The sequence below is a fragment of the Acidovorax sp. NN32 genome (genome assembly GCF_057597245.1).
The window spans coordinates 559,337-573,950 of the sequence record NZ_CP199679.1; the positions used below are offsets into that span (position 1 = coordinate 559,337).

Genomic DNA, 14,614 nt, shown 5'->3' on the forward strand with positions numbered 1-14,614 from the left:
GGCGAGGATGGCGTCCACTTCTGCACCTGCTCGCCACGTTCCTGGCTTCAGCGCGCCTGCAGTCGGGTTCGAAGAGCCCTTCGCCATGCTGGAGGCCTGCCACGAGCGCGTGCAGCGCACGCTGGCACTGCTGGACCGCCTGCGTGAACATGTCCGCCAGCAAGGTGCCGATGAGAGCGCGCGCCAGGCCGCGCGCGATGTGTTGCGCTACTTTGATGTCGCTGCGCCATTGCACCATGAGGATGAGGAGCTCCATGTCTTCCCGCTGTTGCTGGCCCAGGCTGCACCGGAGATGAGGACTCTGGTGCAGCGGCTGCAACAGGACCATGTCGACATGGTGGCTGACTGGGCGGCGGCGCGAGTTCCGCTACAAGCGCTGGCGCAGGGGGAAATCGAAGGCTTCTCGGAATCGGCAGAGGCGCTTTTTGATCGATTTGCGGCGCGTTATGCGAGCCATATCCACCACGAGGAGCGCCAGGCCTACCCCGCGGCGCTGCATCTTTTGGAGCCCGCTGTGCTGGGCAGGATGGGACAAGAAATGGCACACCGGCGGGGCGCGCCTGAGCGCTGAAAAGCTCCGCCAGTGCGCTCTGCGCGCCCAGAAAGAGGAGGCCACAGGACCCGCTTTCCATGGCGGTTTGCTTTGCGGTGGACTTGGCTGTAGTCCCTGGAGCCGCCCGGCTGGCGCTGGACGGCGGTTCGGTGCCGCGCAGGTGTTTACCATGGCGGGATGTCAATCTCTCATCTGTATCGGGAAGCACCTTGACCGACACAAAGAAACCCCATTTCGGGCAGTCCTTCAAGCCTGGTGCCATACCAGCCAGCCAGCCCATTTTTAAATTCGGAATCAACTATGGAACGGGCTTGGTTGCGGGCGTTAGATCTGTGGAGTCGCCCCTCCCCGATGATGCGACGGTGTGCAACACCCGAGGCAATGAATGGCTGATGGCCAACCGGCCCGCAGACGCTATTCGCGCCTACGACCGAGCCATCGCTCTCAAGCCCGACTACGTTGACCCCTACTTCAATCGTGGCAACGCGCTGCTACGCCTGCAGCGCAATCAGGACGCGCTGGCTTCGTTCGATCAGGCCATTGCACTCTCGCCTGGGTTGGGGCTCGCACATTACAACCGGGGAACGGTCCTGCAAACCTTGGATCGGTTGCCGGAGGCCATGGAAAGCTACCGCAAGGTGCTGGCGATAGATCCTGCGAATGTGCAGGCGCGTTTCAATCTGGGCTGCATTCACCTGCAGATGAAGCAGTTTGATGAAACCCTGGAGTGCATGGACCAGGTGATCGAACGCGCACCCGAGATACCGGAGCCGCACAACAACCGGGGCACGGCTTTGCTGAGGCTGGGCCGGTATGCAGAAGCGGTTGCTGCCTTCAGCCGGGCGCTGGAGATCAACCCGCAGTCCGCCGAGGCGTACAACAACCGTGGCGAGGCGCAACTGCAACTGAGAAATCTGGAAAGCGCACTGGCGGACGTGAGCCGCGCGATCGAGCTTCGGCCCCAGCAGGGGGAGTCCAGATTCCTCATGGGTCGGCTTTTGCGGGAGATGAAGCGGTACGACGAGGCTTTGCAGCAGTTCTATCTGGCCCAGCGGCTGCCCGCTCCTTTGGCGATGCTGCAAAGCGAGATCGTTACCGCCAAGGTCCATGGCTGTATTTGGCAAAACCTGGATGAAGAACTGCTTCAGCTCCAGCAGGACATCCGGGCTAGGAAGCCTGTCCTTGAGCCATTCTCTGCCCTGTCCGTGTTCGACCAGCCTGCCCTTCACAAAGAGATTGCAAGCCGTCTTGTAGAACGCGATATGCCTGGCTCTGCAGCGTTGGGCGCGATTCCTGTTCGTGCGAGGGGCGAGAAGATTCGTATCGGTTACTACTCTGCAGATTTTCGCAATCACCCCTCGGCGTACTTGATTGCAGAGCTGATTGAAGTGCATGACCGCGAGCGATTTGAATTGTTCGCGTTTTCGGTCAGTCCCCAGGTGCACGACAGCATGCGCGAGCGACTGGTGGTGGCCTTTGACCATTTTCTGGATGTGCGTGAGCGTACCGATCTTGATATTGCACAGCTTTCACGAGAGCTTGGTATCGACATCGCTGTGGATCTGATGGGCTTTACGCAAGCGACGCGTTTGAGATGTTTTTCCTACCGGTGTGCACCCGTTCAGGTCAGCTACCTGGCGTACCCTGGCACCATCGGCGCCAGTTACATGGACTATGTGATCGCCGACAAGGTGGTGATTCCTCCCCATGCCCAGGCCGACTTCACTGAAAAAGTGGTCTATCTGCCGCACAGCTACCAGGTCAACGACTCCCAGCGGAAAGTAGCTGACCGGACATTTTCCCGCGACGAACTGGGTTTGCCCGCCACTGGTTTTGTGTTTTGCTGCTTCAACAACAACTTCAAGATCCTCCCACCCACGTTTGACGGCTGGATGCGCATCCTCCATGCCGTTGAAGGCAGCGTCTTGTGGCTGCTGGAAGACAACCCGATTGCGGCGCGGAATCTGCGCCGAGAGGCGCAGGCCCGGGGGATTTCTGCAGACCGCCTCGTGTTTGCCAGCCGCGTGCCCATGGACCAGCATCTCGCTCGCCAGCGGATGGCCGACCTCTTCCTTGATACGCTGCCCTACAACGCGCACACCACCGCGAGCGATGCCTTGTGGGTAGGGCTGCCGGTTCTGACGTGTTCAGGACAATCGTTTGCGAGCCGAGTGGCGGCGAGCCTGTTGCATGCCGTGGGGTTGCCCGAGCTTGTCACCCAGACGCAGTCTGCATTTGAGGCCCGAGCCATAGAGCTTGCCCGCGATGTGGTGCAACTCAGGAGCATTCGGGACAAGCTGGAGGAACATGGGCCCCAGTCGCCCTTGTTCAATGCCCGGCTCTTTGCGCGGCATATCGAGTCGGCATACACCACAATGGTCGAACGCGCGCACCAGGGGCTGCCTCCCGATGTGATTGAGGTGTGAAACTTCACGGCGCCCTTCGCGTGGGCGCGAGCCCCATGCCTTGGATTTTTCAGTTTTTTTGCCCCCTTCCATGAATCTCACCTTGTTCGGAACCGGTTATGTGGGGCTCGTTACCGGCGTATGCCTTGCGGAGCTGGGCAATGATGTCCTGTGCATCGACACGGATGCCGAAAAAATTGCCACACTGCAGCGCGCAGAGGTTCCAATCTACGAGCCAGGGCTGCAGGAGTTGATCGTCGGCAATGTCCGCGCCGGCAGGCTGGCGTTTTCCACCGACATGGCGCGCGGTGTTGCCCACGGTGACGTGCAGTTCATCGCGGTGGGCACGCCCTCTGCGGACGATGGCAGTGCGGACCTGAGTCATGTGTTCGAGGTGGCGGGTGCCATCGCGACCCACATGACCAGCTTCAAGGTGATCGTCAACAAATCTACCGTGCCTGTGGGCGCGGGCGAAGCGGTGCACAAGGCCGTGGCTACTGTGCTTGCCCAGCGCTGGCCCGGTGCCCATCCAGCACCTGGCTTTGCGGTGGTCTCGAACCCGGAGTTCCTCAAAGAGGGCAGTGCGATCAACGACTTCATGCGGCCTGACCGGATCATCGTCGGATTGGGTGAGTCGCCTGAAGAGCAGCGCGCTGGTGATCTCATGCGTGCGTTGTACCGCCCGTTCGGGCATGGCCATGATCGCGTTATCTGCATGGACCGCCGCAGCGCAGAGTTCACAAAGTACGCCGCCAACGCCATGCTCGCCACGCGCATCAGTTTCATGAATGAAATGGCCAATCTGGCAGATCGTCTGGGGGTGGATATCGAACCTGTGCGGGTGGGTATTGGCGCTGATCCGCGCATTGGTGACAGCTTTCTTTATCCCGGCGTTGGTTACGGTGGCAGTTGTTTTCCCAAGGACGTGACAGCGTTGCAGCGCATGGGCGATGACGTCGGGCTCCCGCTGCGGTTGTTGGCGGCGGTGGCGCAGGTCAATGAAGGACAGAAGCGGCAGCTGGTGGATAGGCTGGTGCAGCGGCTCGGCCCGGATTTTTCGGGCCAACGGCTTGCGCTGTGGGGGCTGGCCTTCAAACCCAATACCGACGACATGCGCGAGGCTCCCAGCAGGGTGCTGGTGCGCGAACTGCTGGAGCGTGGTGCGGTGCTGCAGGTGTTCGACCCGGTGGCTATGCAGGAGGCTCGCCGATGCCTGCAAGACGATTTGCAGGATCGGCCCGACCTGCTGGAGCGTATCCGTTATGCCCAAAGTCCTATGGATGCGGCGCGCGATGCCGACGCATTGTTGATCGTGACCGAATGGCAGGTGTTTCGCTGTCCCGACTTCGATGCCCTGCGGGCAGTCCTGCGGCAGCCGCTGGTCGTGGATGGGCGCAACCTCTACGAGCCTCGGTCCATGCGTGCTTTGGGGTTCGACTATCTGACGGTGGGGCGGAATGCGGTGGATGCACCTGGGGCCACCACACCATGAAGAAGGCTAAGTCAATCCTGGTGACCGGGGGCGCGGGCTTCCTCGGCTCTCATTTGTGCGAGCGTTTGTTGCAAGATGGTCATGGGGTGCTGTGCGTGGATGACTTTTCCACTGGCTCCGAAAAGAACATTGCCCACCTCCAGACTTCGCCGCGTTTTCGTTGGCTTCGGCACGATGTCACCCAGCCGCTGGCCGCTGAGGTGGACGAAATCTACAACCTCGCCTGCCCCGCATCGCCCGTGCACTACCAAGCCGACCCGGTGCGGACTCTGCGTACCAGCGTGATGGGGGCTCTGAACCTGCTGGAGCTGGCCCGCCAGTGCAGGGCCGTCATTCTTCAGGCTTCCACCAGCGAGGTGTATGGCGACCCCAGCGTGCACCCACAGCCGGAGTCCTACTGGGGCAACGTCAATCCCATTGGCGTGCGGGCCTGCTATGACGAGGGAAAGCGCTGTGCGGAGACCCTGTTTTTCGATTACCGGCGCCAGCATGGCGTGCGCACGAAGGTGGTGCGGCTGTTCAATACCTATGGCCCCCGCATGCGCCCGGACGATGGCAGGGTGGTCTCCAACTTCATCGTGCAGGCATTGCGCGGCGCAGACCTGACCGTATACGGCTCAGGGGACCAGACCCGCAGCTTCTGCTACGTGGACGACATGGTGGAAGCACTGGTGCGCATGATGGCAACGCCTGACGAAGTGGCAGGGCCTGTCAACTTGGGGAATCCTGGGGAATTCACCATCCTGGAACTCGCCCAGAAGGTCCTTGCTCACACGGGGGCCGCCGCCCGGATCACCCACCACCCACTGCCGGGAGATGACCCCCGGCAGCGGCAGCCCGACATCATGCTGGCGCACCAACTGCTGGGCGGCTGGGAGCCCCGTATGGATCTTGATGCTGGATTGCGCCAGACCATTGCTTACTTCAGAGGCGCTGGTGCCCCCTGAACCTGAAAGGCAAATGGGTGCGGCTTTTCACGTTGTCTCCCTTTCCCATTTGGACTGGTCGCCAGGTCGAAAGTGTCGGTATGGTGGCTGTAGGGTGTACTGGCCATCGACTGATGCCGTCTCACTTTCACCATGCCTGTGAATTCTTTCTTTCGCGTTCTTGCAACGCTTGTTCTGGCCCTTGCCGCCGCAGTCGGCTGCGTGGCTCTGCACACGCCCTTGCCCTGGATGATCGGCCCGTTGCTGGCGACTTCCGTCGTGTCGATCGCTGGCGGCCCTACGCAGAGCTGGGGGCCACTGCGCAATGCCGGGCAGTGGACCATTGGCGCAGCGCTGGGCCTTTATTTCACACCCCAGGTGGCGGCGCTGATCAGCGGGCTGTGGTGGGCCATCGTGCTGGGCATCGTGTGGGCGCTTTTTCTCGGCTGGCTGTTTGGTGCTTGGCTGTACAGGCTGCATGCACCGCGCATGCACGGTGTGCCTTCACCCATGCTGCGCGCCACCAGTTACTTCGCCGGTGCAATTGGTGCTGCGTCCGAGATGACCTTGCTGTCCGAGCGCGAGAACGCACGCACCGACTTGGTTGCAGCGAGCCACAGCCTGCGCCTGCTGATCGTCACCGTGACGATTCCCTTTGCCTTGCAGTGGAGCGGTCTGCATGGCCTGGACATTCTGCCGCCCACCGTGCGGGCGGTGGACTGGCCCGGCTTGGCGCTGATGGCGCTGCTGACGGGTGCTGGTGCCCTGGTGATGGACCGGCTGGGCCGTGCCAACCCCTGGTTTATGGGCGCCATGCTCGTGTCCATGGTGCTCACGATGGCGGGCATCAGCCTGTCCGCCGTGCCGGCGGCCATGGTGAACGCAGCGCAACTGGTGATCGGTGTGAGTCTCGGAGTGCGCTTTCGGGCTGATTTCCTGCGCACGGCTCCCCGCTGGCTCGTATCCGTAGCCGCCGGTACGCTGGTGTTGATGGGGGCGTGCACGTTGTTCGCGGGCCTGCTGGCCTGGGCCACGGGGTTGCCCTGGGTCACCTTGCTGCTGGGTACTTCGCCGGGCGGGATCACGGAGATGGCGATTACCGCCAAGGTGCTGCAATTGGGCGTGCCCGTGGTCACAGCGTTTCAGGTATGCCGGTTGATGGCGGTGCTGATGCTGGTAGGCCCGCTATATCGGCGTATCTATCCGGCAGCGGCGATCTGACCGAGGGGGCGCTCGCGTCACAATCTCCCTTTTATTGGCGCTGGAGGGTTGTCCTGGTGACGGCCGTTCCGCGTTTCTATCCGCTGCACACCCTGGATCATGAGCATTCACTACAACTTCGGAATACGCCCTCCCCAAGTGACGAAAGCCCAACTGGCTGCGTGGTTGGACCAGGCCATGCGAGCACACCGGGAGGGCGCCATTGCGCAGGCCAACCAGCTCTACAACACCATTTTGAAGAATGACCCCAAAAACGTTGGCGCCCTGCACATGCAAGGCGTTTTGGCGTACCAGGCGGGTCACTTGCAAATTGCGGTGGACCTGATCGGCCAGGCCATCAAGCTGGCTCCGGACGATGCTGCGCCCCATATCAATCGTGGGCTGGCTTTGAGCGCATTGAAGCGCCATGACGAAGCACTGGCGCATTTTGAGCGAGCCACCAGCCTGCGCCCAGATTTCGCAGAAGCCTACGTCAACCGGGGGATCACGCTCAAGGAGTTGTCGCGGCCCGAAGACGCCATCGCAAGCTACGACCGGGCCATCGCCCTTCAGCCCAGACTGGCTGCCGCCCATAACAACAAGGGTAATGCCCTGCGCCAGATGGAGCGGCTGGACGAGGCGCTGAAATGTTATGAACAGGCCTTTGCCCTGGACGGGCAGGACGTGGACGCGTGCCAGAACATGGGCATGCTGCACGCCGATGCCGGCCGTTCGGACGAGGCCCTGAAATGTTTCGATCAGGTTATTGCACTGAGGCCTCAGCACGCCGAAGCCCATAACGGCAAGGGGGCGATCCTGGCGCAAAAAGAGCAGTGGACGCAGGCCATTGCGCACTTCGAGGCCGCCATTCAGGGCAATGACAAACTGGTCCAAGCCCACAAGAACCTGGGGATCGCGCAGCGCAGCCTTTTCCAACTGTCCAATGCGGTACAGGCTTTTCAGAAGGCTGCCCAACTGAGCCCACTCGACGTGGAGATCCTGGCGTTTCTAGCCCTTTCGTTGCTGGAGGCGGGGCGGTATGCAGAAGCACTTGCCGTCTACGACCAAGCGATTCGGCTGGCGCCTGAAAGGCCAGACCTGTACTACAACCGCGCCAATTTGCACATCCGGTTCAACCGGCATCAGGACGCCGTGGCCGACTACACGCAGGTGTATCGCCTCAAGCCAGATGCGAAGTATCTGCTCGGGTATCTTGCGAGCTGCAGGCTCAAGACCGGCGATTGGGGGCACTTGGCAGACGACATGGCGCAATGTGAGCGGAGCATCCGGGCCGGTGAGCTGGGTGTGAAACCCTTCATCGCGCTTTCGTTGTTCGACTCGCCCGAGTTGCACAAGCAGGCGGCACAAGCTTCCGTACAGCAGGATTTTCCTGAATCCACCGTCCTGGGGCCCATCCTTGCGCGTGCTGGCGCAGGCAAGATCCGGGTCGGTTACTACTCTGCGGATTTCCACGGCCACGCCACTTCGTATCTGATAGCGCAGCTTTTCGAAGTCCATGACCGTGAACGCTTCGAGTGGTTTGCGTTTTCGTTCGGACCTCCCGCGACGGATGCCATGCGCGCGCGTCTGGTTGCAGGTTTCGACCATTTCATCGACGTGCGCGAGCGCAGCGAGATCGATATTGCCCGCTTGTCGCGGGAGCTGGGCATCGACATCGCCATTGACCTGATGGGTTTCACCACGGGCTGCCGCTTTGGCATTTTTGCCCACCGCTGCGCCCCCATCCAGGCCGGTTATCTGGGCTACCCGGGGACGACCGGGGCAGACTATATGGACTACGTGATTGCCGACAAGGTGGTTGTGCCCCCCGACGCGCGGCGCCATTTCACCGAAAGACTCGTCTACCTGCCGCACAGCTACCAGGTCAACGACTCGCAGCGCGCGATCAGTGACCGGATGTTTACCAGGGAAGAGGCGCGGCTGCCTGCCACGGGGAGCGTGTTCTGCTGTTTCAACAACAACCAGAAGATCCTCCCGCAGGTATTCGACAGCTGGATGCGCATTCTGCAAGGGGTGCCTGACAGCGTTCTGTGGCTTCTGGCAGACAATCCTGCTGTGGAGGACAGCCTGCGGCGCGAGGCGCAGTCTCGCGGCGTGGCGGCCGAGAGGCTGGTGTTTGCACAGCGCCTGCCTCTGAGCGAGCATCTGGCGCGCCACCGGTTGGCCGACCTGTTTCTGGATACCTTGCCCTACAACGCTCACACCACGGCCAGCGATGCCTTGTGGGCGGGTCTGCCGGTGCTCACGCGGCTGGGAGAATCGTTTGCGGCGCGAGTGGCGGCCAGCCTGCTACATGCTGTGGGCCTGCCGGAGCTTGTGACCTACAGCGCCGCCGAATATGAAGCCCTGGCGATCTCGCTCGCCCAGGACCCTGCGCGCCTGAAGGCGCTGCGCGACAAACTCCAAGCGGAAAAAGCCCAGTCCCCCTTGTTCAACACCCACCAGTTTGCGCGTGATATCGAGGCTGCCTATCTGGCGATGCATGAACGGCACCTGCAGGGGCTGCCGCCCGAGGTGATTGAGGTGTGACAACTGGGGGCGCTGCCCCAGTCTGCCGAGAATGGAGGAGACCGATCTGGGCCTCCTGGGCCATCCAGGGATGGCTGCTGTGGAGGATGCGGTCAGTGCACCACGACCGGGTTCTGTGCCAGGCCCGCATAGCGGTCCAGCGCGTCTTCCACTTCTTCCGGTGTGGGGGTGTCGCGCTGCCAGGCCAGGATCTGCTCCTGGAACATCTCGGCCCAGGAGCCGTCCAGGTACACCTCTTTGCCGGAGCGCTTGTCCACGATTTCAAAGCCGTGGCGCGCGAGCTGGGGAACGGCGGGGGCGGTGTCGTTGAGCACCTGGGCGCTCTTTTTCTCCACGGCATCGGGCAGCATGTGGACCACCACGAAGGATTCTGAGTCGTAGAGCATGTGCATCGTGTTCCCCTTGTCGATATAGATGTCAGATGACAGCGGGTGCGCAGAGTTCAAGTGGCACAGGCAAAGCCCGTGGCTTTTGTTCCCTTGCCGATGCAGTATTTCATGAAAACCCGGTGCTTCCGGTTTCGCGGGTCTATTTTGGTGGGATGGCGCTCCTGCGCAACACTTTTTAACAAGACCCCTCCAGACCATCAAGGCGGGCCGCTGCGGCTCAATTGCAGGTCGGCGAAGTCGCCGTTGGCTTGGGTCAGCTTGATGCGTACCGGCAGATAACCCAGTGCGGGGGCCACCCACAGTTCGGCCTTCTGGTCGTAGTCCTTGCGGGGCAGGCGCTGCAACTTGAGGGTGGGCGTGGCGCCTGCGGGCAGGTCCAGTGTTTCTGCACCCTCGATGGTGAAGGTCCAGCGGTCGGCGCTCCGCGCGCTCACCGTGGTGAGCGTGATCTGGGTGCCGGTCACAAACCGGGCGGGATCGGCGGCGAGCAGGGCACCGAGTTGGATGAACACACTCAGCCGGTCCTGCACCCCCGGGCCCACGGTGGCGTCCGGCGTGTTGGCGCTGAAGGTGACCCGGCCCTTGGTGTAGTCGAAGTGCGCTGCCTGCTCGCTGCGGGACTTGTCTGAAAATTTCTCGGGCAACAGCCCTTGGGCAGTGATGGCGCCCACGCTGCGCTGCGTGCGGGAGCCCACTAGGAAGGCGCTGATCTCCTGCCGCGCCTCGTAGCGGCTGCCATCGTGCTGCCACAGCAGCTCGGCGCGGGCACTGTAGGCAAATTTCTTGGCCTGCCCACTCACGTCAAACGCCAGCCGTGTAGGCGGGGGCAGGCGCACAGGCGGTGGTGCCGTGTTGGGCGTGTGGTCCGTGCCAGCCCCGGGCGGGGCGATGTCCACGCCTGTTGTGGCTTCAGAGGGGAGAGGCGCTGATGATGCCTGGGCTGGTGCCGATGCAGGGGAGGCTGCCGTTGTGGGGAGCGTTTCCTCCACAACGGTCGAGACAGCTTCGGCGGGGGCGGCCAGCGCGACGTCTGCACCCGCCTCGGTGCTGGGGGCCGTGGCCTCGGTGGAGGGGGATGCAGGGGATGGCGCCTGGGCGACCGGGGGTTGGTGTGTTGCCCGTGCCTGTGGTTTGGGGCGCGCGGGCGGCTTGGGCGCGACCGCAGGTTTCGCCGCAACTGGGGCAACGGCTGCCACAGCTGCCACAGCGGCAGCGGGTGGCTGCGGGGCCGCAATGCTGCGCGTGCTGAACACTTTGCCGACAGGCGACCGGGGGTTGTCCCAAGCCAGCGGCACGCCGCTCAGAACCAGCCAGTGCAGGGCCAGCACCAGGACTGTGATGAGAAAGAGCGCGCGCCGTGGCATCTACCTGCGTGCCGGGGCCGTCAGGCGCTGCCCGCGCCCAGATCACTGGAGAGCTGGGCCGCAGCCGCGCGCAGCGGCGCGTCGATGGCGCCGCCCCACTCGGGGTCGAAGGTGGCAATGGAGCCCAGCGTGGTGATGCCCAACTCCAGGTGGCCGTCCGCGTCAAACACGGGTGCACAGAACGCCACGATGCCAGGCAGCAAGGTATCGACCACCCGCGCGGCACCGCGTTCGCGTACCTCGGCCAGCAGGGCGTTGACCTCGGTCATGGTCGAGGGCAGGTCGGTGCGGCGCATCTTCACGGCGCGGGCCAGCTCCTCCTTGAGCAGCGGCGCCACCACATCAGGCGCCATGTGCGCCGCAAAGCAGCGGCCGGTGGCCGACGACAACAGCGGCATCACGTCACCCAGGCGCAGGTTGGCAGTGACAGCCTGGGGCGACTCCTCCCAGTGCACGATGGTCGGGCCGTGGTTGCCCCACACGGCCAGCGCCAGCGTGTGACCGATGGCTTCCATGAGCTCCGGCATGCGCTCGCGCGCCAGGCGTACGGCATCGAGCCGGGCCAGCGACGCCAGCCCCAGCTTGAGGGCGGCGGGGCCCAGGTCGTAGCGGGCGTTGCGCGGGTCTTGTGTGACCAGGCCCAGGCGCTGAAAGCTCACCAGATACCGGTGCGCCTTGGCCGCGCTCATGCCCGCCGAGGCCGCCACATCCTTGAGCATGAGCGGCCCGCGCGAGCGGGTCAGCCCCTCCAGCAGGGCAAAACCCACCTCGACCGATTGAATTCCTGCACGTTCTTTGTCCATGTGCACTAAAATTTGCGAGTTTTGTTTAGTTAAATCAATTTACCCAAGCGTAATTCGTGTTGGGTGAAGACTTTCAACCCCTTGAGACAAAGGTCCTGCCACCATGAAACTCGCTACCTACAAAGACGGCTCGCGCGACGGCCAACTGGTTGTCGTCTCCCGCGACCTGGGCACAGCCCATTATGCGACCGGCATCGCCAGCAAGCTCCAGCAGGCGCTGGACGACTGGGGCTTCATCTCGCCCCAGCTGCAGGACCTGTACGACCAGCTCAACAGCGGCCGCGCGCGCCACGCCTTCCCGTTTGACCCCAAGCAGTGCATGGCCCCGCTGCCCCGCGCCTACCAGTGGGCGGATGGCTCGGCCTACATCAACCACGTCGAACTGGTGCGAAAAGCGCGCAACTCCGAAGTGCCCGAGAGCTTCTATACCGACCCCCTGATGTACCAGGGCGGCAGCGACGACTTCATCGGCCCTTGCGACGATGTGGTGGTGCCCAGCGAAGCCATGGGCATCGACTTTGAGGCCGAGATCGCCGTCATCACCGGCGACGTGAAGATGGGCACCACCGCCGACCAGGCGCTGGACGGCATCCGCCTGGTGATGATTGCCAACGACGTGAGCCTGCGCAACCTGATCCCTGCCGAGCTGGCCAAGGGTTTCGGTTTCTTCCAGAGCAAGCCCGCCACCGCCTTCGGCCCTGTGGCCGTCACGCTGGACGAGCTGGGCGACGCCTGGGACCATGGGCGCGTGAACCTCACCGTGCAGTCCACCTGGAACGGCCGCAAGGTCGGCATGTGCGACGCGGGCCCCGAGATGACCTTCCACTTCGGCCAGCTGATCGCCCACGTGGCCAAGACGCGCAACCTGCGCGCGGGCTCCATCATCGGCAGCGGCACCGTGAGCAACAAGGGCGTGACCGACGCCAACGGCCGCACCGAATGGCCCAAGGGCTACAGCTGCATCGCCGAAAAGCGCTGCATCGAGACCATCCAGGACGGCAAGCCCAGCACCGAATTCATGAAGTTCGGCGACACCATCCGCATCGAGGTCAAGGGCAAGGATGGCGCGAGCCTCTTTGGCGCCATCGACCAAGCGATTGCCGCACCCGAGGCCTGATGTGCTGTGGGGGCCGCTGCACAGTGCGGCGGCAGGCACCAAACCTGCCCGTGCCACTCCGTCCGTTGGGGCTGAGTCCGTCGAAGCCTGGGCAGTGCAGGACACAGTCTTCGGTAGGCACAAGGCGTGAAGGTGCCAAGACGCATCAATAGCGGAAAAATTCAAGCAAAAGAAGGCTCTAGCGCTTATTGGATAGGCGCTAGAAGCTATCAATTCGATAGTTAGATTTAGGAGACAACCCCATGCAACGCAGAACCCTCTTGTCCGCCCTGGCCGCCGCAGGCGCCACCACCGCCGCCCCTTGGGCCCTGGCCCAGCAAGCAGCTTGGCCCGACCAGCCCCTGCGCTGGGTGGTGCCCTACCCCGCGGGCGGCGGCACCGACGTGCTGGCCCGCACCGTGGCCGAAGCCATGCGCCAGACGCTGGGCCAGCAGATCATCGTGGACAACCGCCCAGGCGCCTCCACCAACATCGGCGGCCAGGCCGTGGCCACGGCCAAACCCGACGGCTACACCTTCATGTCGGCCGACAACGCCATCCTGGCCTACAACGAACACCTGTTCACCAAGCTGCCGTTCAACCCCGAAAAGGACTTCACCTACGTGGGCGGCATTAGCCGCTTCCCGCTCGCACTGGTGGTGCACCCGTCGTTCGAAGCCAAGACGGTGAAGGAGTTTCTGGCCTACGCGCGCGCCAACCCCGGCAAGCTCAACTACGCCTCGCCCGGCAACGGCTCGCCACACCACCTGGCGATGGAGATGTTCAAGAACCGCACCAAGACCTTCCTCACCCACATCCCCTACCGCGGCGCCGCGCCTGCGTTGCAGGACGTGATGGGTGGCCAGGTGCCCTGCATGTTCCTGGACCTGGCCGCCGGCCTGCCCGTGATCACCTCGGGCAAGGTGCGCGCCCTGGCCATCGGCTCGGCCAAGCGCGTGGCCGCACTGCCGGACGTGCCCACCCTGGCCGAAGCCGGTGTGCCGAACACCGAGGTGTTCGCGTTCCAGGGCATCCTGGCGCCCGCCGGTCTGCCTGCCGCCATCACCACGCGCCTGAATGCCGAGCTGAACAAGGCCTTGCTGAACCCCGCCGTGGTCAAGCGCATGAACGACTTCGGCATGGAAGCCCTGCCCGGCACGCCCGAGCAGTTCCGCGCCATGGCACGCTCCGAGTCCAAGCGCTGGGGCGAGATCATCAAAGCGGCAGGCGTGAAGCTGGACTGATCCCGCAACACTTCGGTGCACGGGACAGTGCACTGGGGGGCCTGGCCCTGACAGGCCTCACCACTCCTTCAGCCAGGCAGGCCGCTGACCCCAGCAGGCCCATCCACTATGCAGGCAGGTGGCACACCGCCTCGATGTTGTTGCCCTCGGGGTCGATGACAAACGCGCCGTAATAGTGGGGGTGGTAGTCGGGCCGCAGGCCGGGGGCTCCGTTGTCTTTGCCCCCGGCTTCGATGGCGGCGCGGTAGAAGGCATCGACCTGGGCCCGGGTGGCGGCCCGCCATGCCAGGTGGCAGCCCGTAGTCGCGGGCGGGCCGCCGTAGGGCGAGGGGCCGTCGATGAACCACACATCGGCCTTTTTGCCGTCGGGCTCGGACGGGGCCGGGTAGGCAAAGCCCAGCATGTTGGCGCCGTAGTTGCCTTCAAAACACAGGCTGTAGCCCAAAGGCGCGAGGGCGGCCGTGTAGAACGCCTTGGTGCGGGCGATGTCGGTGACGCGGAAGGTCATGTGGTCCAGCATGGGAGGGGCTCCTGGGGTTGTTGTGTGCGGTTTTATACCTGAGATACTGATATTAAACACAGTATTTTTCAT

12 protein-coding genes are annotated in these 14,614 nt (G+C 63.3%); 8 read left to right on the top strand and 4 right to left on the bottom strand.

What is annotated here, in order from left to right:
* The first annotated feature begins 7 nt into the window (after window positions 1-7).
* The 6 genes from ACT89O_RS02645 to ACT89O_RS02670 all read left to right on the top strand — a co-directional run bounded on the left by ACT89O_RS02645 (window position 8) and on the right by ACT89O_RS02670 (window position 9,126).
* Window positions 8-571, top strand: coding sequence for a hemerythrin domain-containing protein (locus ACT89O_RS02645; protein WP_487261726.1), 564 nt, complete (start codon window positions 8-10; stop codon window positions 569-571).
* Between the two features lie 191 nt (window positions 572-762).
* Window positions 763-2,979, top strand: a complete 2,217-nt coding sequence (locus ACT89O_RS02650; protein ID WP_487261727.1) for an O-linked N-acetylglucosamine transferase, SPINDLY family protein — start codon at window positions 763-765, stop codon at window positions 2,977-2,979.
* A 70-nt stretch (window positions 2,980-3,049) separates the two neighbouring features.
* Window positions 3,050-4,450, top strand: a complete 1,401-nt coding sequence (locus tag ACT89O_RS02655) for a UDP-glucose dehydrogenase family protein (RefSeq protein ID WP_487261728.1) — start codon at window positions 3,050-3,052, stop codon at window positions 4,448-4,450.
* The gene (locus tag ACT89O_RS02660; RefSeq protein ID WP_487261729.1) at window positions 4,447-5,397 is read left to right on the top strand and encodes a UDP-glucuronic acid decarboxylase family protein; all 951 of its coding nucleotides are present in this window, start codon (window positions 4,447-4,449) and stop codon (window positions 5,395-5,397) included. Before ACT89O_RS02655 ends, ACT89O_RS02660 begins: the two co-directional genes overlap by 4 nt.
* A 132-nt stretch (window positions 5,398-5,529) precedes the next feature.
* Complete coding sequence (locus ACT89O_RS02665) at window positions 5,530-6,597, top strand: AbrB family transcriptional regulator (protein WP_487261730.1); 1,068 nt, start codon at window positions 5,530-5,532, stop codon at window positions 6,595-6,597.
* 99 nt (window positions 6,598-6,696) lie between these two features.
* Window positions 6,697-9,126: a tetratricopeptide repeat protein gene (locus ACT89O_RS02670; protein ID WP_255669740.1), complete on the top strand. Its 2,430-nt coding sequence runs from the start codon at window positions 6,697-6,699 to the stop codon at window positions 9,124-9,126.
* Window positions 9,127-9,218: 92 nt separating this feature from the next.
* On the opposite strand, the gene ACT89O_RS02675 is transcribed toward ACT89O_RS02670, so the two are convergent.
* From ACT89O_RS02675 to ACT89O_RS02685, 3 genes are all read right to left on the bottom strand, one after another.
* A complete protein-coding gene (locus tag ACT89O_RS02675; protein ID WP_487261731.1) occupies window positions 9,219-9,518 on the bottom strand; it encodes a BTH_I0359 family protein in 300 nt (99 codons plus the stop codon).
* A 194-nt stretch (window positions 9,519-9,712) separates the two neighbouring features.
* On the bottom strand, window positions 9,713-10,879 hold the full coding sequence (locus ACT89O_RS02680) for a DUF3108 domain-containing protein (RefSeq protein ID WP_487261732.1): 1,167 nt from the start codon (window positions 10,877-10,879) through the stop codon (window positions 9,713-9,715).
* Window positions 10,880-10,899: 20 nt separating this feature from the next.
* Entirely contained in the window at window positions 10,900-11,682 is a 783-nt protein-coding gene (locus ACT89O_RS02685; RefSeq protein WP_487261733.1) for an IclR family transcriptional regulator, read from the bottom strand.
* Between the two features lie 103 nt (window positions 11,683-11,785).
* On the opposite strand from ACT89O_RS02685, the gene ACT89O_RS02690 reads away from it, so the two are divergent.
* Window positions 11,786-12,799, top strand: a complete 1,014-nt coding sequence (locus ACT89O_RS02690) for a fumarylacetoacetate hydrolase family protein (protein WP_487261734.1) — start codon at window positions 11,786-11,788, stop codon at window positions 12,797-12,799.
* A 242-nt stretch (window positions 12,800-13,041) separates the two neighbouring features.
* Window positions 13,042-14,022: a Bug family tripartite tricarboxylate transporter substrate binding protein gene (locus ACT89O_RS02695; RefSeq protein ID WP_487261735.1), complete on the top strand. Its 981-nt coding sequence runs from the start codon at window positions 13,042-13,044 to the stop codon at window positions 14,020-14,022.
* Between the two features lie 106 nt (window positions 14,023-14,128).
* Here ACT89O_RS02695 and ACT89O_RS02700 read toward each other — a convergent pair whose 3' ends face one another.
* Complete coding sequence (locus ACT89O_RS02700) at window positions 14,129-14,542, bottom strand: VOC family protein (protein WP_487261736.1); 414 nt, start codon at window positions 14,540-14,542, stop codon at window positions 14,129-14,131.
* Window positions 14,543-14,614: the final 72 nt, after the last annotated feature.